We start from the raw sequence: 22,958 nt of genomic DNA on the forward strand, positions 1-22,958 counted from the left end.
TAAAATGCTGAATAAATACCATAGAAGTAAGCCTTTTTCTAGAGATTTTTATATGTAAAACTGCATATAACTCCTATCTTTATTATTCTTCGTTTGGTATAAATATATCTAAATTTACATTTAAAACTATTATATAATATTAATTTTTTATTTTCTTCCTTTGAAAAATGAAGAATTTAACAGTAAGAAGAGAAGAAGTTTGTAACTGATGATATTGAAAAGAAAGTGCAGAGTTGCTTCAATATCCAACTTTAAATGGTATAATAGTAGTAAAACGAAAGCAAGGAGGAGAAGAAATGATTGCACAGCTCGACACCAAGACTGTTTATAGTTTTATGGAAAGTGTGGTTTCGATTGAAAAATATGTACAAATGGCTAAAGAATACGGCTATTCTCACCTTGCTATTATGGATGTGGATAATCTCTATGGAGCCTATCATTTTCTAGAAGCGACTCGTAAGTATGGAATTCAACCTTTAGTCGGTCTAGAAATGACTTTGGTCAAAGATGAAGACAATATTTCTCCCCGTTTTCTAGCCCTATCCACTAAAGGTTACCAGGAGTTGATGAAGTTATCCACTTTAAAAATGACTGGACGGAAAAATTGGTCTGACTTCACCTCCCACCTCGAAGATGTGGCCATTATTGTTCCCTATTTTGATGGGGTCGAACAGTTGGATTTAGGGCATGATTATTTTATCGGTGTCAGTCCAGATACTCCTCAAGAAGCCTTTACTAGACCCATTCTTCCACTCTATCAAGTCAACTCTTTTGAAAAAGAAGACCTACAGGTTTTACAAATCTTGTCAGCAGTCAAGGACAATGTCAGCCTGAGAGAAGTGGATGTACATTCACAACAGGGGATTTTTTTACCTGCCTCAGACTTGGAAGCACGGTTTAAAAATCGCTTCCCTCAGGCACTTGCCAATCTCCAAGGTCTGATAGAGAATGTAAGCTATCAAATCGACCCAAGTTTAAAACTCCCTCGCTTTAATCCTGAAAGACCAGCAGTAGAAGAACTTCGAGAGAGGGCTGAACAAGGCTTGAGTGACAAGGGGCTAACCTCAGCTATCTATCGTGACCGACTGAATGAGGAATTAGCTGTGATTCATGATATGGGCTTTGACGACTATTTCCTTGTAGTTTGGGATTTGCTCCGTTTTGGACGTTCCCAAGGCTACTATATGGGTATGGGGCGTGGTTCTGCGGTTGGTAGTCTGGTAGCTTACTCACTGGATATTACAGGAATTGACCCGGTTGAAAAGAACCTGATTTTCGAACGCTTTTTGAATCGCGAGCGTTACACCATGCCCGATATCGATATCGACATTCCAGACCTTTATAGACCAGAGTTCATTCGTTATGTTCGTGATCGGTATGGCAGCCAACATGTGGCACAGATTGTCACTTATTCGACCTTTGGAGCAAAACAGGCAATTCGTGATGTTTTTAAACGCTATGGCGTTCCAGAGTACGAATTAACAAATATTACGAAAAAAATCAGTTTCCGAGATACGCTAACGACAGCCTATGAAAAGAATTTACAGTTTAGGCAGGTTATCAATAGTAAGATTGAATATCAAAAAGCTTTTGAGATTGCTCGAAAGATTGAAGGGTATCCTCGTCAGACCTCTATCCATGCAGCTGGGGTCGTTATGAGTGACCAAGACTTGACGGACTACATTCCTCTAAAATATGGTGAGGATATGCTCATCACTCAGTATGATGCTCATGGTGTTGAAGCCAATGGACTTCTAAAAATGGATTTCCTAGGTCTGCGTAACTTAACTTTTGTCCAAAAAATGCAGGAATTACTGGCTGAGTCAGAAGGTATTCATCTGAAAATCGAAGAGATTGATTTGGAAGACAAGGGAACTCTTGCCCTCTTTGCTGCTGGAAATACCAAGGGGATTTTCCAATTTGAACAACCTGGTGCCATTCGACTCTTGAAACGAGTTCAGCCACAAGTCTTTGAAGAGGTAGTAGCCACAACCTCCCTCAACAGACCAGGGGCTAGTGATTATATTGATAACTTTGTCGCTCGGAAGCACGGCAAAGAAAAGGTGACGGTGCTGGATCCTGTCTTGGAGGATATTCTGTCATCAACTTATGGTATTATGCTCTATCAAGAGCAGGTCATGCAGGTAGCTCAGCGATTTGGAGGCTTCAGCCTTGGTAAAGCTGATATTCTCAGACGAGCCATGGGTAAGAAAAATGCTAAAGAGATGCATTTAATGAAGGAAGATTTTATCTCTGGAGCTATGAAATTGGGGCATTCAGAAGAAAAAGCTAACCAAGTCTTTGCAGTGATGGAAAAGTTTGCGGGCTATGGATTTAACAGATCCCACGCTTATGCCTACTCAGCGCTGGCTTTCCAGCTTGCTTATTTCAAGACACACTATCCTGCTATTTTCTTCCAAGTCATGTTGAATTATTCCAGTAGCGATTACATTGTGGATGCGTTGCAGATGGGCTTTGAAGTAGCCCCGTTAGCAATCAATAGCATTCCCTATCACGATAAAATTGCTCAGAAGAAAATATATCTTGGTCTAAAAGCCATTAAGGGCATGCCAAGAGATTTTTCTTACTGGATCATCGAAAATCGTCCTTTCTCAAGCATTGAAGATTTTGTCACACGTCTTCCCAAGAATTACAAGAAACTGTCGCTTTTGACTCCTTTGGTTGAACTGGGGCTTTTTGATGAATTTGACAAGAATCGCCAAAAAATCTTAGTGAACCTACCAAACTTATTTGTTTTTGTTGAGGAGTTAGGTGGACTCTTTGCAGATACAAATTATAGTTGGACTGAAGCTGATGATTTTACGGAGGCAGAGAAATTTTACAAAGAGCAGGAACTGATTGGGGTAGGTATCAGTGCCCATCCTCTCCAAACTCTTGCCAAACAAGCCATTTATCCGACGGTGCCAATTGCTAATCTTACTGAGGGAGCTCAAGCTACTCTCCTAGTTGAAGTGCAAAAACTAAAAGTGATTCGAACCAAGAAGGGCGAGAACATGGCTTTCCTACAGGTTCATGATAGTAAGTCTCGGATGGATGTGACTGTATTTTCGGATCAGTATCGAAAATTCGCCTCTATCCTCTCCGAAGGGAAATTTTACTATATCAATGGGAAGGTTCAATCTCGAGATGGCCGTCTGCAAATGATTGCACAAGATTTGAAAGAAGCAGTGGCGGAACGATTCTGGATCCAAGTTAAAAATCATGAATACGATAAAGAGATTTCAAATATCCTAGAACAATACAAAGGCCCAATTCCTGTCATTATCAGGTATGAAGAGGAGCAAAAAACGGTTGTTTCTACACGACATTTTGTAAAAAAAGTGCCTGCTTTACAGGAGAAATTAAAGGAAATAACCATGAAAACGATTTATCGCTAAAAATACGAAAAATAGAAGAATTTTCGATTTAAATGTGGTATAATCAGTAAGAATGTTAAAAGGAAAAGGAGCAAAAACCAAATGAAACGTATTGCTGTTTTGACCAGTGGTGGAGACGCCCCTGGTATGAATGCTGCCATCCGTGCAGTAGTTCGCCAAGCAATCTCAGAAGGAATGGAAGTATTTGGTATCTATGATGGATATGCAGGTATGGTTGCCGGCGAAATTTATCCACTTGATGCTGCTTCAGTAGGAGACATCATTTCCCGTGGTGGTACTTTCCTTCACTCTGCTCGTTACCCTGAGTTTGCACAACTTGAAGGCCAACTTAAAGGGATTGAGCAGTTGAAAAAACACGGTATCGAAGGTGTCGTTGTTATCGGTGGTGACGGTTCTTATCACGGAGCTATGCGCTTGACTGAGCATGGATTCCCTGCTATCGGACTTCCAGGTACAATCGATAACGATATCGTAGGTACTGACTTCACAATCGGATTTGATACTGCAGTTACTACTGCAATGGATGCAATCGATAAGATTCGTGATACATCATCAAGTCACCGTCGTACTTTCGTTGTTGAAGTAATGGGACGTAATGCTGGCGATATCGCACTTTGGGCAGGTATTGCAACTGGTGCTGATGAAATCATTATCCCTGAAGAAGGCTTCAAGATGGAAGATATCGTAGCTAGTATCAAAGCTGGTTATGAATGTGGTAAAAAACACAACATCATCGTTTTGGCCGAGGGGGTTATGTCTGCCGATGAATTTGGTAAGAAACTAAAGGAAGCAGGAGATACTAGTGACCTTCGTGTGACTGAGCTTGGACATATCCAACGTGGTGGTTCACCAACCGCTCGTGACCGTGTATTAGCGTCACGTATGGGAGCACACGCTGTTAAACTTCTCAAACAAGGAATCGGTGGTGTCGCTGTTGGTATCCGTAACGAAAAAATGGTTGAAAACCCAATTCTTGGAACAGCAGAAGAAGGAGCCTTGTTCAGCCTAACAGCTGATGGCAAAATCGTTGTTAACAACCCTCACAAAGCTGACCTTGAACTTGCTAGCTTGAATAAGAGCTTGTCATAATCAACTTTAACTAATCTGGTAAAATGACCATAAAAGGTCAAATTATATAAAGGAGTCACAAATCATGAATAAACGTGTAAAAATCGTTGCAACTTTGGGTCCTGCGGTTGAAATCCGTGGTGGAAAGAAATTCGGTGATGACGGATACTGGGGTGAAAAACTTGACGTTGAAGCTTCAGCAAAAAACATTGCTAAATTGATTGAAGCAGGAGCTAACACTTTCCGTTTCAACTTCTCACACGGTGACCACCAAGAACAAGGTGAACGTATGGCAACTGTTAAACTTGCAGAAAAACTTGCAGGTAAAAAAGTTGGTTTCCTTCTTGATACTAAAGGACCAGAAATCCGTACTGAATTGTTCGAAGGTGAAGCTAAAGAGTACTCATACAAAACTGGTGAAAAAATCCGTGTTGCAACTAAACAAGGAATCAAATCAACTCGTGAAGTGATTGCTTTGAACGTTGCTGGTGCTCTTGACATCTATGATGACGTTGAAGTTGGTCGCCAAGTATTGGTTGACGATGGTAAACTTGGTCTTCGCGTTGTAGAAAAAGACGATGCAACTCGTGAATTTGTAGTTGAAGTGGAAAATGACGGTGTGATTGCTAAACAAAAAGGTGTAAATATCCCTAACACTAAAATTCCTTTCCCAGCTCTTGCTGAACGTGATAACGATGATATCCGCTTTGGTCTTGAACAAGGTATTAACTTCATCGCGATTTCATTCGTACGTACTGCAAAAGACGTTAACGAAGTTCGTGCAATCTGTGAAGAAACTGGTAACGGTCACGTTCAATTGTTCGCTAAAATCGAAAACCAACAAGGTATCGACAACTTGGATGAAATCATTGAAGCTGCTGACGGTATCATGATCGCTCGTGGTGACATGGGTATCGAAGTACCATTCGAAATGGTTCCAGTTTACCAAAAAATGATCATCACTAAAGTGAACGCAGCTGGTAAAGTCGCTATCACAGCAACAAACATGCTTGAAACTATGACTGAAAAACCACGTGCAACGCGTTCAGAAGTATCAGATGTGTTTAACGCTGTTATCGACGGAACTGACGCTACAATGCTTTCAGGTGAGTCTGCAAATGGTAAATATCCACTTGAGTCAGTTACTACGATGGCAACTATTGACAAAAATGCTCAAACTCTTTTAAAAGAATACGGTCGCTTGTCATCTGTTAACTTGTCACGTAATTCTAAGACTGAGGTTATGGCTTCAGCTGTTAAGGATGCGACAAATTCTATGAATATCAAGTTGGTGGTTACTCTTACTAAGACAGGTCACACTGCTCGTTTGATTTCTAAATACCGTCCAGATGCTGATATCTTGGCAATCACTTTCGATGAATTGACTCAGCGTGGTTTGATGTTGAACTGGGGAGTTATTCCAGTAACCACTGATCGCCCATCAAACACTGATGATATGTTTGATCTCGCTGAAAGAATTGCAGTTGAGCAAGGTTTGGTAGAATCTGGTGATGATATTGTTATCGTTGCAGGTGTACCACTTGGCGAAGCTGTTCGTACAAACACAATGCGTATCCGCACTGTACGCTAATCTAACATTAAAACCTATCATTTCAAGCTTTATCGCTTGTGTGATAGGTCTTTTTTTATCGAAATGGAATGTTTAATCAATAGGAATGGGAAAAAAATGAAAATTATGGTATAATAGAACGAAAAGACCTTTTTAGTAAATTTTGAAAGAGTAAAACATGAGAAAAATTGTCATCAATGGTGGACGTCCATTGCAAGGTGAGATCACCATTAGTGGTGCTAAAAATAGTGTTGTAGCACTTATTCCAGCTATTATCTTATCAGATGATATTGTCACTTTAGATTGTGTTCCAGACATTTCAGACGTTGCTAGTCTTGTCGAAATCATGGAAATTATGGGGGCGACTGTTAAGCGTTATGAGGATGTCTTGGAGATTGATCCAAGAGGTGTTCAAAACATTCCTATGCCTTATGGCAAGATTAATAGCTTGCGTGCTTCTTATTATTTCTACGGAAGTCTTTTAGGTCGCTTTGGTGAAGCTACAGTTGGACTTCCTGGTGGATGTGATCTGGGGCCTCGTCCGATTGACCTTCACTTAAAAGCCTTTGAAGCCATGGGTGCTAAGGTCAGCTATGAGGGAGATAATATGAATTTATCTGCCCAAGGTAAGGGGCTTCATGGCGCAAGTATTTACATGGATACCGTCAGCGTTGGTGCAACGATTAACACTATGATTGCTGCGGTTAAAGCTAAGGGACGCACTGTCATTGAAAATGCGGCTCGTGAACCGGAAATTATTGATGTCGCTACCCTTTTGAACAATATGGGGGCCCACATTCGTGGTGCGGGGACTGATATTATCATTATTGATGGTGTTGAGAAACTTCATGGAACGCGTCACCAAGTCATTCCAGACCGTATCGAAGCTGGAACCTATATTTCACTTGCTGCAGCGGTAGGAAAAGGAATTCGCATTAACAACGTTCTCTATGAGCACTTAGAAGGTTTTATCGCCAAACTAGAGGAAATGGGCGTTCATATGACGGTCTCAGAAGACAGTATCTTCGTTGAAGAACAGTCTGGTTTAAAGGCCATCAATATCAAAACAGCTCCCTATCCAGGGTTTGCAACCGATTTGCAACAGCCTATCACGCCACTTTTACTAACTGCCCAAGGTCGTGGAACCATCATTGATACGATTTATGAGAAACGTGTTAACCATGTTTTTGAATTAGCAAAAATGGATGCGGATATTACGACTACGAATGATCATATTATCTACAACGGTGGTCGTAGATTGCACGGGGCAAGCGTAAAAGCTACAGACTTGCGAGCTGGTGCAGCGCTTGTTATTGCTGGTTTGATGGCTGAAGGTAAAACTGAAATTACAAATATTGAGTTTATCCTGCGAGGCTACTCAGATATTATTGAGAAATTGCGTAGTCTTGGAGCAGATATTACACTCGTTGAAGACTAAACCGTTGAGGTGATTATGAATATTTGGACCAAATTAGCAATGTTTTCTTTTTTTGAAACGGAGCGCTTGTATTTGCGTCCTTTCTTTTTTAGTGACAGTCAAGCATTTTACGAGATTGCTTCCAATCCTGAAAATTTGCAGTTTATTTTTCCCAGTCAATCAAGTTTAGAAGAAAGTCAATACGCGCTTGCCAACTATTTTATGAAGACTCCTCTAGGTGTTTGGGCTATTTGTCTCCAAGGAAATCAGGAAATGATTGGCTCCATTAAATTTGAAAAGATTGATGAAATCAAAAAAGAAGCAGAAATTGGTTATTTCTTAAAAAAGGATTCTTGGTCACAAGGTTATATGACAGAAGTGGTTACCAAGCTATGTCAGCTTTCATTTGAAGAATTTGGTTTAAAACAATTATCCATCATCACTCATTTGGAGAATCAAGCTAGTCAAAAGGTAGCCTTAAAATCGGGCTTTAGTCTCGTTCGACAGTTTAAGGGGAGCGATCGTTATACACGAAAAATGAGGGACTATCTTGAATTTCGATACATAAAAGGAGAATTCAATGAGTAAACACCAGGAAATTTTGTCCTATCTGGAAGAGTTGCCAATTGGGAAGAGAGTTAGTGTTCGCAGTATTTCCAATCACCTAGGTGTTAGTGACGGAACAGCCTACCGAGCTATCAAAGAAGCTGAAAATCGTGGCATCGTTGAAACTCGGCCACGAAGTGGAACCATACGGGTCAAGTCCCAGAAAGTGGCTATTGAGCGGCTAACCTATGCTGAAATTGCTGAGGTCACCTCATCTGAAGTTTTAGCCGGCCAGGAAGGGCTAGAGAGAGAGTTTAGCAAATTTTCCATTGGGGCCATGACAGAGCAGAATATCCTGTCCTATCTCCATGATGGTGGTCTTGTGATCGTAGGTGACCGTACTCGTATTCAACTTCTAGCCTTGGAAAATGAAAATGCGGTCCTCGTTACAGGTGGTTTTCATGTTCAGGATGATGTTCTTGAGTTGGCCAATAAAAAAAATATTCCAGTCCTGAGAAGTAAACATGATACTTTTACAGTAGCAACCATGATTAACAAGGCCCTTTCAAATGTTCAAATCAAAACCGATATTCTGACAGTTGAAAAGCTCTATCGTCCCAGTCATGAGTATGGTTTTTTGAGAGAAACGGATACAGTCAAAGACTATCTAGACTTAGTTCGTAAGAACAGAAGTAGCCGTTTTCCAGTCGTTAACCAACACCAAGTGGTTGTTGGGGTTGTTACTATGCGTGACGCAGGAGACAAATCCCCCAGCACGACGATTGACAAGGTGATGACGCGCAGTATCTTCGTAACAGGTTTAGCGACCAATATTGCCAATGTCAGTCAACGAATGATTGCAGAAGACTTTGAGATGGTTCCCGTTGTCAGAAGCAACCAAACCCTACTCGGTGTCGTAACACGACGAGATGTCATGGAAAAGATGAGCCGTTCCCAAGTTTCTGCCTTGCCAACTTTCTCAGAGCAAATCGGGCAAAAACTATCTTATCATCATGATGAAGTCGTCATAACTGTTGAGCCCTTCATGTTGGAGAAAAATGGTGTCCTTGCTAATGGAGTCTTGGCTGAAATCCTCAACCACATGACCCAAGACCTCGTTGTGAATAGCGGACGTAATCTCATCATTGAACAGATGTTGATTTATTTCTTGCAGGCTGTACAGATAGATGATACTCTGCGGATTCAGGCTCGTATTATTCACCACACGAGACGCTCAGCTATTATTGATTATGATATTTATCATGGTCATCAGATTGTTTCAAAAGCAAATGTTACGGTTAAAATTAATTAGAATCTAGGAGAAAAAATGATAACTCTAAAATCAGCACGTGAAATCGAAGCCATGGACAAGGCTGGCGATTTCCTAGCAAGTATCCATATCGGCTTACGTGATTTGATTAAGCCAGGCGTAGATATGTGGGAAGTTGAAGAGTACGTTCGTCGACGTTGTAAAGAAGAGAATTTCCTTCCTCTACAGATTGGCGTGGATGGCGCAGTTATGGATTATCCCTATGCTACTTGTTGCTCTCTCAACGACGAAGTTGCTCATGCTTTTCCACGTCATTACATCTTGAAAGATGGCGATTTGCTCAAGGTTGACATGGTACTGGGTGGTCCGATTGCCAAATCCGACCTCAATGTATCTAAACTTAACTTCAACAATGTTGAACAGATGAAAAAATACACCCAAAGCTATACTGGTGGTTTAGCAGACTCATGTTGGGCTTATGCGATTGGTACACCGTCTGAAGAAGTGAAAAACTTGATGGACGTGACCAAGGAAGCTATGTATATAGGGATTGAGAAAGCGGTTGTTGGCAATCGTATCGGTGATATCGGTGCAGCCATTCAAGAATACGCTGAAAGTCGCGGTTACGGTGTCGTACGTGATTTGGTTGGACACGGTGTTGGTCCCACTATGCATGAAGAGCCAATGGTTCCTAACTATGGTATTGCAGGCCGTGGACTCCGTCTCCGTGAAGGAATGGTACTAACCATTGAACCCATGATCAATACTGGTGACTGGGAAATTGATACAGATATGAAGACTGGCTGGGCTCATAAGACTATAGATGGTGGCCTATCTTGCCAATATGAACATCAATTCGTGATTACCAAAGACGGTCCAGTTATCTTGACTAGTCAAGGTGAAGAAGGAACGTATTAAAATAAAGGAGCTTAGCTCCTTTTTTTGTGTCAACTTTAGTCAAAATAAATAAGCGTAGCAGACTTCTTACAAATTTATTCTTTTGTAGTAAAATAGGATTAGAATTTTGAGAAAGTAGGTAATTCGTTGGAGTCGATTATATTTCTAGTATCCGTTTTTTTAGCAGGTATCCTGTCCTTCTTTTCACCCTGTATCTTTCCTTTGCTACCTGTCTATGCTGGTATTTTACTGGATGATCAGGGAAATTCGAAAAGTTTTCGCTTTTTTGGAAGAGACGTTGCATGGTCGGGTTTAATTCGGACCTTGTGCTTTATTGCAGGAATCTCCCTCATTTTCTTTATTTTAGGATTTGGAGCTGGATTCCTAGGGCACATGCTCTATGCAGACTGGTTTCGTTATGCTATGGGGACAGTCATTATTCTTTTAGGGCTTCACCAGATGGAAATCTTGCATTTCAGTAAACTGGAAGTTCAAAAGACAGTCACCTTCAAACAATCAAAGTCAAATCACTATCTATCAGCCTTTTTACTTGGGATAACCTTTAGTTTTGGCTGGACTCCTTGTATCGGACCAGTTTTAAGTTCGGTCTTAGCTCTAGCGGCTTCAGGAGGGAATGGTGCTTGGCAAGGAGCCGTGTTAACATTAGTATACACATTGGGGATGGCTCTTCCTTTCCTTGTTTTGGCCTTAGCTTCGGGCTGGATCATGCCCTATTTTAGTAAATTAAAACCCTATATGATCCTACTAAAGAAAATTGGGGGAGCCTTGATTATTTTGATGGGATTATTATTAATGCTAGGGCAGTTAAATGCCTTGTCAGGAATTCTTGGATAAAAGGAGAAAAAATGAAAAAAGTTATTTTTGCTGGATTGAGCCTCATGTCTCTATTCTTGTTGATTGCCTGTGGTGAAAAAGAAACTAAACAGACAAGCAGTCCAAAACAACCTGCTGTACAACAAATCGCAGTCGGTAAAGATGCACCAGACTTCACCTTACAGTCTATGGATGGTAAAGAAGTCAAGTTATCAGACTACAAAGGGAAAAAGGTCTATTTGAAATTCTGGGCTTCTTGGTGTGGACCATGTAAAAAAAGCATGCCTGAGCTGATGGAATTAGCTGCCAAACAAGATCGAGACTTTGAAATCTTGAGTGTCATTGCACCAGGTCTACAAGGTGAAAAAACAGTTCAAGACTTTCCAAAATGGTTTCAAGAGCAAGGGTATAAGGATATACCAGTCTTGTATGATACCCAAGCAACTGCCTTTCAAGCCTACCAAATTCGTAGTATTCCAACGGAATACTTGATTGACAGTCAAGGTAAAATCGGGAAAATTCAGTTCGGTGCTATTAGCAATGCGGATGCGGAAGCAGCTTTTAAAGAGATGAAATGAAATAAAGAAAAAATCGCGATTCTTCGCGATTTTTTTATAGTTTCTCATTGATAAAGCGGATAAATTGATTCCACCAAACCTTCAAAAAGAAGGCTTTTTCTACTTTCTTTTCAGCGACCATTTCAAAAGAAGGTTTTTCAGAAGTGAGATAACCTTGACCGACCAAATCCTGATCGTCATAGGTTAGAGTACCGACAACCTTGCCTTCTTCCAGTGGGGCTATTTCTGATTTTGGTGTGAATTGAAGAGCTGATGTTGTTTCACTTCCAACTCGTTGGACGATTGCAATATCTGACTTAGCAATTGCAGCTACCTTATCTTCTTTCCCATCAAGGACTGTCACTTTGCTATCTTTATAGGTTTCGCCTTTCTGAACGACAGTTTTTAAAGCAAAGTTTGCAGAAACATAATCTAAAAGTGAAGAAGTTGCAGTAAAACGTGCATAAGGGTTGCTATCTTGCTGGTCCGCATTTAAAACAACCGTAATAATACGCATCCCTTTTTCAACGGTTGTTCCAACGAAAGAAGCACCAGCTTTGTCGGTAGTACCTGTTTTCAAACCGTCGACACCACCACGATAGGCTGGCATTCCTTCCAACATATAGTTGGTTGAGTGGATTTCAAGTCCAGCAAAAGTAGAAGTTGGCTTTTTGGTGATTTCCAAAACTTGAGGATAATCTCGGATGAGGTTACGAGCGACTATTGCAACGTCGTAGGCACTCAACTTGTTTTCATCATCTTTTTTAGAACCGGGATAGATATTATCACCAAGGGTCTCATTATTTAAACCAGTTGTATTTACAATAGTTGCATCTTGAATTCCCCATTCAAGAAGTTTAGCCCTCATTTTATCAACGAAATCTTTCTCAGAACCAGCAATTTTTTCTGCTAGCGCAATCGCAGCACTGTTTGCACTGGATACCATTGTAGCCTCTAATAATTGTTCAACAGTATAATTTCGAGCTTCCATAGGGACGTTACTCGCCTCAGAATTGGTTGTAAGTTTGTAAGGGTAGTCCGAAATATCGACAGGTGTAGATAGGCTGATGGTTCCTTGTTCCAAGGCCTCATAGACCAAATAGACTGTAACAAGTTTGGTAATAGAAGCAATTTCTACAGGCTGATTTGCATCTTTCTCGTAGAGGATTTTTCCAGTTGTAGCCTCGACAGCAATGGCATGTTTAGCAGCAACATCAAACTCCTGAGCAGAAACAGTAGAAACTGTTCCAAAAACAAAAAGTGTTATAAAAGATAGAATTATTTTTTTCATATTAGCTTTATTTTATCATAAAGAAAAAAAATATTCTCGCTTTTATACTAAAGCCAACTTATCTTTTGAAGAAATATGATAAAATAAATAGAGGAGGATGCCTATGTTCCGTAGAAACAAATTATTTTTTTGGACAGCTGAAATTTTATTATTAACACTGATTTTCTATCTTTGGAGAGAGATGGGAGCGATTATTACTCCTTTCGTGACGGTTGTTAATACCATCATGATTCCATTTTTGTTAGGTGGATTTTTTTACTACATTACCAATCCAATCGTTACCTTTTTGGAAAAGAGATGTAAGATTAATCGTCTAATTGGTGTCTTGGTCACTCTTTGTGCTTTAATTGGTGCCATCGTTGTAGGGGTCGTCTATCTCTTGCCGATTCTGATTAATCAGTTGACTAGCTTGATTATTTCTAGTCAAAACATCTATAGTAGATTGCAAGATTTGGTTATTGATTTGTCGATGAACCCTATTTTCCAGAATATCGATATTCAACAAACAATTCAACAGTTAAATCTCTCCTATGTGGATATCCTACAGAATATTCTTAATAGCGTCAGCAACAGTTTAGGAAGCGTCCTTTCAGCCTTGTTTAGCACGGTTTTGATTCTCATTATGACCCCCGTCTTCTTGATTTATTTCTTGTTAGATGGACATAAGTTGCTGCCCATGTTGGAACGAACTGTCTTAAAACATGATAAATTAAATCTTTCTAGCCTTTTAACCAATCTCAATACAACCATAGCACGTTATATCAGCGGAATTGCGATTGATGCGGTTATTATTGGATGTTTAGCCTATATTGGTTATAGCGTTATCGGATTAAAGTACGCTCTTGTTTTTGCTATTTTCTCTGGAATCGCAAATTTGATTCCTTATGTTGGTCCAAGTATTGGCTTGATTCCGATGGTGATTGCGAATGTATTCACGGATCCTCATCGTATGCTGATTGCGGTTGCCTATATGCTTATTATTCAGCAGATTGATGGAAATGTTCTCTATCCACGTATCGTTGGAGGGGTTATGAAAGTACACCCGATTACGATTTTGGTACTTCTCTTATTGTCAAGTAATATCTACGGCGTCATAGGGATGATTGTAGCAGTACCAACCTACTCTATTCTCAAAGAAATCACTAAGTTCTTGGCAAAATTATATGAAAATCATAAGGAAGCTAAAGAACTGGAAAAATCAGAATCCATTTAGAATCAGGGAAACCTGATTTTTTTGTGAGCATAATACTGCTAGAATGAAATAAGCTTGAATTGTATAAAGAAGCAGAAGAACAGCACTTTGTAAGATTCAGATTAATTCACAAAATATGTGTAAAACACTTGCAATTTAGCAGAAATTTGATAAAATAGTAAGGAAAGTTAGACTGTATTGCCTACTGTCTATCTATAAAATATATTTTATTGGAGGCTTTTACTCAAATGGCAAAAGAAAAATACGATCGTAGTAAACCACACGTTAACATTGGTACTATCGGACACGTTGACCACGGTAAAACTACTTTGACTGCAGCTATCACAACTGTTTTGGCACGTCGCTTGCCTTCAGCAGTTAACCAACCTAAAGACTATGCGTCTATCGATGCTGCTCCAGAAGAACGCGAACGCGGTATCACTATCAACACTGCGCACGTTGAGTATGAAACTGCAAAACGTCACTATGCTCACATCGACGCTCCAGGACACGCGGACTACGTTAAAAACATGATCACTGGTGCCGCTCAAATGGACGGAGCTATCCTTGTAGTAGCTTCAACTGACGGACCAATGCCACAAACTCGTGAACACATCCTTCTTTCACGTCAAGTTGGTGTTAAACACCTTATCGTCTTCATGAACAAAGTTGACTTGGTAGACGACGAAGAATTGCTTGAATTGGTTGAAATGGAAATCCGTGACCTCTTGTCAGAATACGACTTCCCAGGTGACGATCTTCCAGTTATCCAAGGTTCAGCTCTTAAAGCACTTGAAGGTGATACTAAATACGAAGATATCATCATGGAATTGATGGATACTGTTGATGAGTACATCCCAGAACCAGAACGTGATACAGATAAACCATTGCTTCTCCCAGTCGAAGACGTATTCTCAATCACTGGACGTGGTACTGTTGCTTCAGGACGTATCGACCGTGGTACTGTTCGTGTCAACGACGAAATCGAAATCGTTGGTATCAAAGACGAAACTCAAAAAGCAGTTGTTACTGGTGTTGAAATGTTCCGTAAACAACTTGATGAAGGTCTTGCCGGAGATAACGTAGGTGTCCTTCTTCGTGGTATTCAACGTGACGAAATCGAACGTGGACAAGTTATCGCTAAACCAGGTTCAATCAACCCACACACTAAATTCAAAGGTGAAGTCTACATCCTTACTAAAGAAGAAGGTGGACGTCACACTCCATTCTTCAACAACTACCGCCCACAATTCTACTTCCGTACTACTGACGTTACAGGTTCAATCGAACTTCCAGCAGGTACTGAAATGGTAATGCCTGGTGATAACGTGACTATCGACGTTGAGTTGATCCACCCAATCGCCGTAGAACAAGGTACTACATTCTCTATCCGTGAGGGTGGACGTACTGTTGGTTCAGGTATGGTTACAGAAATCGAAGCTTAATTCGATTTAGTTCCCAGAAGAACAATTATTTAAGTCAGACACTAAAAGAATCTTGCCTTGCAAGGTTCTTTTTTTCTTCTTACTCTATTTGAAGTGCTTCTACTCTAGCAGTATAATCGTTTTTTTGGTATAATAAAGGTTATGGAAATCGAAAAAACCAATCGTATGAATGCGCTTTTTGAATTTTATGCTGCGCTTTTGACAGACAAGCAGATGAACTATATTGAACTCTACTATGCTGATGACTACAGTCTTGCTGAGATTGCTGAAGAGTTCGGTGTTAGTCGTCAGGCTGTCTATGATAATATCAAGCGGACGGAAAAGATTCTAGAAGATTATGAGATGAAATTGCACATGTATTCGGACTACATTGTCCGCAGTCAGATTTTTGACCAGATCTTGGAGCGTTATCCTAAGGATGACTTTCTGCAGGAGCAGATAGAAGTTTTAACAAGCATTGATAATAGAGAATAAGAGGAAGAAAAATGGCATTTGAAAGTTTAACAGAACGTTTGCAGAACGTCTTTAAAAATCTACGTAAAAAGGGAAAAATTTCTGAGGCTGATGTCCAAGAAGCAACCAAAGAGATTCGTTTGGCCTTGCTGGAAGCTGACGTTGCCTTGCCTGTTGTAAAGGATTTTATCAAGAAGGTTCGTGAGCGTGCAGTAGGGCACGACGTCATTGATACCCTTAATCCTGCACAACAGATTATCAAAATCGTTGATGAGGAACTGACAGCTGTTTTAGGTTCTGATACGGCAGAAATTATCAAGTCACCCAAAATTCCAACTATTATCATGATGGTCGGTTTGCAGGGGGCTGGTAAAACAACCTTTGCCGGTAAATTGGCTAACAAACTCAAGAAGGAAGAAAACGCCCGTCCATTGATGATTGCAGCGGATATCTATCGTCCAGCTGCCATTGATCAGCTTAAGACCTTGGGGCAACAGATTGATGTTCCTGTCTTCGCGCTTGGGACAGAGGTTCCAGCTGTTGAGATTGTTCGTCAAGGTTTGGAGCAAGCACAAGTCAATCATAACGACTATGTCTTGATCGATACGGCAGGTCGTTTACAGATTGATGAGCTCCTAATGAATGAGCTTCGTGACGTAAAAGCATTGGCCCAACCAAACGAAATTCTACTCGTAGTGGACGCCATGATTGGTCAGGAAGCGGCTAATGTTGCCCGTGAGTTCAATGCTCAGTTAGAAGTAACTGGGGTCATCCTTACCAAGATTGATGGGGATACTCGTGGTGGTGCGGCTTTGTCTGTTCGTCACATCACTGGTAAACCAATCAAGTTCACTGGTACAGGTGAAAAGATTACAGATATTGAAACCTTCCACCCAGACCGTATGTCTAGTCGTATCCTTGGCATGGGGGATATGCTCACTCTGATTGAGAAAGCTTCTCAGGAATACGATGAGCAAAAAGCCCTTGAAATGGCTGAGAAGATGCGTGAAAACACCTTTGATTTCAATGATTTCATTGATCAATTGGATCAGGTGCAAAACATGGGACCAATGGAAGACTTGCTCAAGATGATCCCAGGTATGGCTAACAATCCAGCCCTTCAAAATATGAAGGTGGATGAGCGCCAGATTGCGCGAAAACGCGCCATTGTATCTTCCATGACGCCTGAAGAGCGCGAAAATCCTGATTTGTTAAATCCAAGTCGTCGCCGCCGTATCGCTGCTGGTTCTGGAAATACCTTTGTCGAAGTCAATAAATTTATCAAGGACTTTAACCAGGCTAAACAGCTCATGCAAGGTGTCATGTCTGGAGATATGAACAAAATGATGAAGCAAATGGGAATCAATCCAAACAACCTTCCAAAAAATATGCCAAATATGGGAGGAATGGATATGTCTGCCCTCGAAGGCATGATGGGACAAGGTGGAATGCCAGATATGTCAGGTCTCGGAGGCGCAGGCATGCCAGATATGAGCCAGATGTTTGGTGGAGGTCTCAAAGGTAAAATCGGTGAATTTGCCATGAAACAGTCTATGAAACGTATGGCCAACAAAATGAAAAAAGCGAAGAAAAAACGTAAATAAAAAAGGAAAGTAGAAGTGCTTACCTAAAAAAGAACTCTGAATCCGATTCAGAGTTCTTTTGTGTTTGATTGGTTTATTCCCACTCTACAGTTGCAGGTGGTTTACTTGTAATATCGTAGACGATACGGTTAACGTGATCCACTTCATTTACGATTCGTACGGAAATCTTTTGAAGGACTTCCCAAGGAATTTTGGCAAAGTCTGCTGTCATACCATCGATAGAAGTGATTGCACGAATGGCGATTGTGTAGTCATAAGTACGACCATCACCCATAACACCAACTGAACGAACGCCTGTGTTGACAGTGAAGTATTGCCAGATATCGCGGTCAAGACCAGCTTTAGCGATTTCTTCACGCAGGATAGCATCAGACTCACGAACAGTTTCTAGTTTTTCTTCAGTGATTTCACCCATGACACGGATAGCAAGTCCTGGTCCTGGGAATGGTTGGCGCCATACGATGTGGTCTGGCATACCAAGCTCTGTACCGAGGGCACGGACTTCGTCTTTATAAAGAGTGTTCAATGGTTCAATCAATTCAAATTGCATGTCTTCTGGAAGACCACCAACATTGTGGTGTGATTTGATGGTTTGAGCAGTATCTGTACCAGACTCAATTACGTCAGTATAAAGCGTTCCCTGAGCAAGGAATTTTACATCTTTTAGCTTGCTTGCTTCGTCATCGAAGACATAAACAAACTCATTACCGATGATTTTACGTTTTTGCTCAGGGTCAGAAACACCTGCAAGTTTGTCAAGGAAACGTTTAGAAGCGTCAGCTTTGACAATGTTCAAACCAAACTTACCACCAAGCATGTCCATAACTTGGTCAGCTTCTCCTTTACGGAGAAGACCGTGATCTACAAAGATACAGATCAATTGATCACCGATTGCTTTTTGGAGAAGAACTCCAACAACAGAAGAGTCAACACCACCTGATAGACCGAGAAGAACACGCTTGTCGCCTACAGTTTCACGGATTTTCTTGATCTGCATATCAATAAAGTTGTCCATTGACCAGTCGCCCTTAGCTTTACAGATGTTAAGGGCAAAGTTACGAAGGATATCATTCCCATATACAGAATGGCGCACTTCTGGGTGGAATTGGATACCATAAATGTGCTTTTCTGGGTTTTCAATAGCTGCATAAGGACAGTCAGCAGAAGTTCCAGTACGAACAAAATCGGCTGGAATCTCTGTAACAGCATCGCCATGGCTCATCAAAACAATCTGTTCTTCAGGAGTTCCTTCAAAGAGGGCAGAAATGGTATGGGTAAGTGGTGATTGGCCATACTCACGGTTACCAGCATCACCTGCAGGGACAACTTTTCCTCCAAGTTTATGAGTTAAAAGTTGCATACCATAGCAGATTCCTAAAATTGGAATGCCAAGTTCAAAAATTTCTGGGTCAATATCAAATGAACCATCTTCGTATACAGAGTTTGGTCCACCAGAGAGGATGATCCCTACAGGGTTAATCGCACGAACCTCTGCAGCTGAGATTTTGTGACTTTTTAGCTCAGAAAAAACACCAATTTCACGAATACGGCGTGAAATCAGCTGGTTGTATTGGCTACCATAGTCCAGTACGATGATTTTTTCGACATCTTGCAAATCAGTTGAAATGTTGCTCATCTTTTTCCTTTCTCAAAAGAAATATCTTTTTCAATATTCTATCACAAATAGGGGCGAATTACCAACTAAACAAGGCAAAGTTTGACTTTTTCTTAGCAAATACGGTACAATGGAGAAAATAAAGAAAAGAAGTGAGAATCATGTTACCAGCTTATATGAAAATCCACGATCAGATCAAAAAGGATATAGATGAGCATCATTGGAAAATTGGTGAGAGACTTCCAAGTGAGCGAGATTTAGCTGAACAGTTTCAAGTTAGCCGGATGACATTACGCCAGGCTATCTCTCTCTTGGTTGAGGAAGGAGTTTTGGAGCGTCGTGTAGGAAGTGGGACTTTTGTCTCTAGCACTCGTGTCCAAGAAAAAATGCGGGGGACAACCAGTTTTACGGAGATTGTCAAATCTCAGGGGAAAGTACCTTCCAGCCAACTCATTTCTTACAGAAGAACCATTCCAAATGAGCAAGAGGTCGCAAAGCTGGGGATTACTCCAACAGAGAATATTATCCGCATGGAACGGGTGCGTTACGCTGACCAAGTTCCGCTAGTCTATGAAGTCGCATCCATTCCTGAGAAATTCATTAAGGATTTCAAAAAAGAAGAAATCACCAGTCACTTCTTTCAAACCTTGCAGCAACATGGCTACCATATTGGCAAATCCCAACAGACTATTTATGCGAGATTGGCTAAGGAAAAGATTGCTCACTATCTGGAAGTTGAAAAGGGGCATGCCATTTTAGCTTTGACTCAGGTTTCTTATCTTGAAGATGGGACAGCTTTCGAATATGTAAAGAGTCAATACGTGGGTGAACGCTTTGAATTTTATCTTGAAAATAACTAGTTTAGAAAGGCTAGTTTTTTGTTTTCTTAAAAGATTAGAATTGTCAAAACAATCTATCTGGGCTTGATTTTATCCTTTATTTACTATAAAATGAGAAGGAAAAACGTCAAACTTTTATATTGCAAATAGGAGAAAAAATGACAAAAACATTAAAACGTCCTGAGGTTTTATCGCCTGCAGGGACTTTAGAGAAGCTAAAAGTGGCTGTTCGGTATGGAGCTGATGCTGTTTTTATAGGTGGACAAGCTTATGGTCTTCGTAGCCGTGCAGGAAACTTCACTTTTGAACAGATGGAAGAAGGCGTGCAGTTCGCTGCCAAGTATGGTGCCAAGGTCTATGTAGCTGCCAACATGGTTATGCACGAAGGAAACGAAGCTGGGGCTGGCGAGTGGTTCCGTAAGTTGCGAGACATTGGGATTGCGGCAGTTATCGTGTCAGATCCGGCCTTGATCATGATTGCAGCAACAGAAGCACCAGGTCTTGAAATTCACCTCTCTACTCAAGCCAGTGCGACGAACTATGAAACTCTTGAGTTCTGGAAAGAGCTTGGTTTAACTCGCGTAGTTTTGGCCCGTGAAGTTTCAATGGCAGAATTGGCAGAGATTCGCAAACGTACTGATGTAGAAATTGAGGCCTTTGTCCATGGAGCTATGTGTATTTCCTACTCAGGACGCTGTACGCTCTCAAATCACATGAGTATGCGCGATGCCAACCGTGGGGGGTGTTCACAGTCTTGCCGTTGGAAATACGACCTTTACGACATGCCTTTTGGTCAAGAACGTAAGAGTCTGAAAGGTGAAATTCCAGAAGAATTTTCAATGTCAGCCGTTGATATGTCTATGATTGACCATATCCCAGATATGATTGAAAATGGTGTAGATAGTCTAAAAATTGAAGGTCGTATGAAGTCAATCCACTATGTTTCAACAGTAACCAACTGTTACAAGGCGGCTGTGGATGCTTACCTTGAAAGCCCAGAAAAATTTGAAGCTATCAAACAGGACCTGGTAGATGAGATGTGGAAGGTTGCCCAACGTGAATTGGCAACAGGTTTCTATTATAGTACACCTACAGAAAATGAACAGTTGTTTGGTGCACGTCGTAAAATCCCTGAATACAAGTTTGTTGCTGAAGTGGTAGCTTATGATGAAGCAACTCAGACAGCAACCATTCGTCAACGGAATGTCATCAACGAAGGAGATCAAGTCGAGTTTTATGGACCAGGTTTCCGTCATTTTGAGACTTATATCGAAGACCTTCATGATGCCAAGGGCAATAAAATCGACCGTGCTCCAAATCCAATGGAACTATTGACTATTAAGGTTCCACAACCTGTTCAAGCAGGGGACATGGTCCGCGCTCTCAAGGAAGGTCTTATCAATCTCTATAAGGAAGATGGAACCAGCGTCACAGTTCGTGCCTAGATAAGGAAAAGTGAATGATTCAAGCGCAAGGATTGTTAGTTGATGATGAGAGTAGATGTATTCATTATCATAACGAAAAGGACATCGTTTCTCTTCAGTGCTATGAGTGTAAAAAATATTATGCTTGCTATCAGTGCCACAATGCTATAGAAACGCATGTGCTTTCACCTTACCCCTTGACGCTTGAGGAGGATCGACCGATTTTATGTGGGGCTTGTAAGAGGACAATAACATTTCAAGAATATCAAAAGCAGATATCCTGTCCTCATTGCAAATCTCCATTTAATCCAGGGTGTAAACAACACTATTCCTACTATTTCAGATAAAATGGATCTATCCAAGTTCTAAACTTGGATTTTTCAATTTATTTCGGAAAATATAGAAAAAGTGGAGACACATTTCATCATAAAATGAAAAACTTATCTATACAGTGGTATAAAAATAGCAAAAATAGAAATAAATCATCTGAAACGCTTCCAACGTAAGTAAAAAGTTGACAAAAACAAATTTTAGGACTAAACTAAGTAAGTAAATTTTAAATAAAAGGAGAATTCATCATGAATTTAACATTTTTCGGTCTATGTCTTGCCTGTATGGGTGTATCTCTTGCAGAAGGATTTTTGATGAACGGTTTGTTCAAGTCTGCAGCTCGCCAACCAGACATCATCCCACAATTGCGTAGTTTGATGATCATGGGGATTGCCTTTATCGAAGGAACATTCTTTGTAACTCTCGTATTTTCATTTATCATCAAATAAAGAGAAGTATAAAATGGAAAAGGGAGGATTCTAGATGGAAGAAAGTATCAATCCAACCATCAATATTGGTCCTGTTACCTTTGATTTAACCTTGACAGCATTGACTTTGTTGTCTGTGGCACTGATTTTTGGCTTTATCTATTGGGCAAGTCGTAATATGACTGTGAAGCCCAAAGGAAAGCAAAATGTACTAGAGTATCTCTATGACTTTGTAGTCGGATTTACAGAACCCAACGTAGGTTCTCGGTACATGAAAGATTACTCACTCTTTTACTTGTGTTTATTTCTTTTTATGGTTATCGCAAACAATCTTGGTTTGATGGCGAAACTTCAAACTACAGATGGGACAAACCTTTGGACATCGCCAACTGCAAATCTCCAGTTTGACTTGGCTTTGTCATTTGGAATTATCCTGATGACCCATATAGAAGGAATTCGTCGCCGTGGTGTTAAAAAATATTTAAAAGGTTTTGTAACCCCAGGTTTTATGACACCGATGAATCTCCTTGAAGAAGTCACGAATTTCCTATCACTTGCTTTGCGGGTGTTCGGGAATATCTTTGCCGGAGAAGTGATGGCAAGCTTGCTTATTACTCTTTCTCATCAGGCTCTTTATTGGTATCCAGTTGCATTTGTTACCAATCTTGTCTGGACGGCATTCTCTGTGTTTATTTCTTGTGTTCAGGCTTATGTATTCACAGTCTTGTCTTCAATGTATCTAGGAAATAAAATTAATGATGAAGAGTAGAAAGGAGTAAA

20 protein-coding genes are annotated in these 22,958 nt (G+C 40.6%); 18 read left to right on the forward strand and 2 right to left on the reverse strand.

Annotated features, from left to right (window positions below; genetic code table 11):
- Positions 1–296 precede the first annotated feature (296 nt).
- From PG086_RS04095 to sdbB, 9 genes are all read left to right on the forward strand, one after another.
- Positions 297–3,398: a DNA polymerase III subunit alpha gene (locus tag PG086_RS04095; protein ID WP_270747890.1), complete on the forward strand. Its 3,102-nt coding sequence runs from the start codon at positions 297–299 to the stop codon at positions 3,396–3,398.
- Positions 3,399–3,479: 81 nt separating this feature from the next.
- Entirely contained in the window at positions 3,480–4,487 is a 1,008-nt protein-coding gene (gene pfkA / locus PG086_RS04100; RefSeq protein WP_000820879.1) for a 6-phosphofructokinase, read from the forward strand.
- A 64-nt stretch (positions 4,488–4,551) separates the two neighbouring features.
- The gene (pyk, locus tag PG086_RS04105; protein WP_084920963.1) at positions 4,552–6,057 is read left to right on the forward strand and encodes a pyruvate kinase; all 1,506 of its coding nucleotides are present in this window, start codon (positions 4,552–4,554) and stop codon (positions 6,055–6,057) included.
- 157 nt (positions 6,058–6,214) lie between these two features.
- Positions 6,215–7,474, forward strand: coding sequence for a UDP-N-acetylglucosamine 1-carboxyvinyltransferase (locus PG086_RS04110; RefSeq protein WP_084854117.1), 1,260 nt, complete (start codon positions 6,215–6,217; stop codon positions 7,472–7,474).
- 15 nt (positions 7,475–7,489) lie between these two features.
- The gene (locus tag PG086_RS04115; protein WP_109289957.1) at positions 7,490–8,041 is read left to right on the forward strand and encodes a GNAT family N-acetyltransferase; all 552 of its coding nucleotides are present in this window, start codon (positions 7,490–7,492) and stop codon (positions 8,039–8,041) included.
- A complete protein-coding gene (gene spxR, locus PG086_RS04120; protein WP_270747891.1) occupies positions 8,034–9,311 on the forward strand; it encodes a CBS-HotDog domain-containing transcription factor SpxR in 1,278 nt (425 codons plus the stop codon). The genes PG086_RS04115 and spxR overlap by 8 nt, the downstream gene beginning before the upstream one ends.
- A gap of 15 nt (positions 9,312–9,326) precedes the next feature.
- The gene (locus tag PG086_RS04125; protein WP_270747892.1) at positions 9,327–10,187 is read left to right on the forward strand and encodes a methionyl aminopeptidase; all 861 of its coding nucleotides are present in this window, start codon (positions 9,327–9,329) and stop codon (positions 10,185–10,187) included.
- Between the two features lie 126 nt (positions 10,188–10,313).
- On the forward strand, positions 10,314–11,021 hold the full coding sequence (ccdA2, locus tag PG086_RS04130) for a thiol-disulfide oxidoreductase-associated membrane protein CcdA2 (RefSeq protein WP_270747893.1): 708 nt from the start codon (positions 10,314–10,316) through the stop codon (positions 11,019–11,021).
- An 11-nt stretch (positions 11,022–11,032) separates the two neighbouring features.
- A complete protein-coding gene (gene sdbB, locus PG086_RS04135) occupies positions 11,033–11,578 on the forward strand; it encodes a thiol-disulfide oxidoreductase-associated lipoprotein SdbB (protein WP_000755589.1) in 546 nt (181 codons plus the stop codon).
- 34 nt (positions 11,579–11,612) lie between these two features.
- Here the strand turns inward: sdbB and pbp3 are convergent, their stop codons facing one another.
- A complete protein-coding gene (gene pbp3, locus PG086_RS04140; protein WP_033584128.1) occupies positions 11,613–12,848 on the reverse strand; it encodes a D-alanyl-D-alanine carboxypeptidase PBP3 in 1,236 nt (411 codons plus the stop codon).
- A 103-nt stretch (positions 12,849–12,951) separates the two neighbouring features.
- Here pbp3 and PG086_RS04145 point away from each other — a divergent pair, with 103 nt between their 5' ends.
- From PG086_RS04145 to ffh, 4 genes are all read left to right on the forward strand, one after another.
- A complete protein-coding gene (locus PG086_RS04145) occupies positions 12,952–14,061 on the forward strand; it encodes an AI-2E family transporter (protein WP_000489825.1) in 1,110 nt (369 codons plus the stop codon).
- 227 nt (positions 14,062–14,288) lie between these two features.
- Positions 14,289–15,485 (forward strand): elongation factor Tu, encoded by a 1,197-nt coding sequence (gene tuf, locus PG086_RS04150; protein ID WP_001040717.1) that lies wholly within the window; start codon positions 14,289–14,291, stop codon positions 15,483–15,485.
- Between the two features lie 141 nt (positions 15,486–15,626).
- On the forward strand, positions 15,627–15,959 hold the full coding sequence (locus PG086_RS04155; RefSeq protein WP_000402068.1) for a putative DNA-binding protein: 333 nt from the start codon (positions 15,627–15,629) through the stop codon (positions 15,957–15,959).
- Positions 15,960–15,970: 11 nt separating this feature from the next.
- On the forward strand, positions 15,971–17,542 hold the full coding sequence (gene ffh / locus PG086_RS04160) for a signal recognition particle protein (protein WP_084854124.1): 1,572 nt from the start codon (positions 15,971–15,973) through the stop codon (positions 17,540–17,542).
- Positions 17,543–17,615: 73 nt separating this feature from the next.
- On the opposite strand, the gene guaA is transcribed toward ffh, so the two are convergent.
- The gene (gene guaA, locus PG086_RS04165; protein WP_270747894.1) at positions 17,616–19,178 is read right to left on the reverse strand and encodes a glutamine-hydrolyzing GMP synthase; all 1,563 of its coding nucleotides are present in this window, start codon (positions 19,176–19,178) and stop codon (positions 17,616–17,618) included.
- 140 nt (positions 19,179–19,318) lie between these two features.
- On the opposite strand from guaA, the gene PG086_RS04170 reads away from it, so the two are divergent.
- The 5 genes from PG086_RS04170 to atpB all read left to right on the forward strand — a co-directional run bounded on the left by PG086_RS04170 (position 19,319) and on the right by atpB (position 22,947).
- The gene (locus PG086_RS04170) at positions 19,319–20,017 is read left to right on the forward strand and encodes a GntR family transcriptional regulator (protein ID WP_000936177.1); all 699 of its coding nucleotides are present in this window, start codon (positions 19,319–19,321) and stop codon (positions 20,015–20,017) included.
- A 137-nt stretch (positions 20,018–20,154) separates the two neighbouring features.
- The gene (locus tag PG086_RS04175; RefSeq protein WP_000169122.1) at positions 20,155–21,441 is read left to right on the forward strand and encodes a peptidase U32 family protein; all 1,287 of its coding nucleotides are present in this window, start codon (positions 20,155–20,157) and stop codon (positions 21,439–21,441) included.
- 14 nt (positions 21,442–21,455) lie between these two features.
- Positions 21,456–21,767 carry a CHY zinc finger protein gene (locus tag PG086_RS04180; RefSeq protein WP_270747895.1) on the forward strand — a complete coding sequence of 104 codons (312 nt, stop codon included), beginning with the start codon at positions 21,456–21,458 and terminating at the stop codon, positions 21,765–21,767.
- Positions 21,768–21,998: 231 nt separating this feature from the next.
- Positions 21,999–22,199: a F0F1 ATP synthase subunit C gene (locus PG086_RS04185; RefSeq protein ID WP_001054552.1), complete on the forward strand. Its 201-nt coding sequence runs from the start codon at positions 21,999–22,001 to the stop codon at positions 22,197–22,199.
- A gap of 34 nt (positions 22,200–22,233) precedes the next feature.
- Entirely contained in the window at positions 22,234–22,947 is a 714-nt protein-coding gene (atpB, locus tag PG086_RS04190) for a F0F1 ATP synthase subunit A (RefSeq protein WP_000392856.1), read from the forward strand.
- Positions 22,948–22,958: the final 11 nt, after the last annotated feature.

It is taken from the genome of Streptococcus halitosis, assembly GCF_027691175.1.
In the GTDB taxonomy this organism is placed as follows: Bacteria; Bacillota; Bacilli; order Lactobacillales; family Streptococcaceae; genus Streptococcus; species Streptococcus halitosis_A.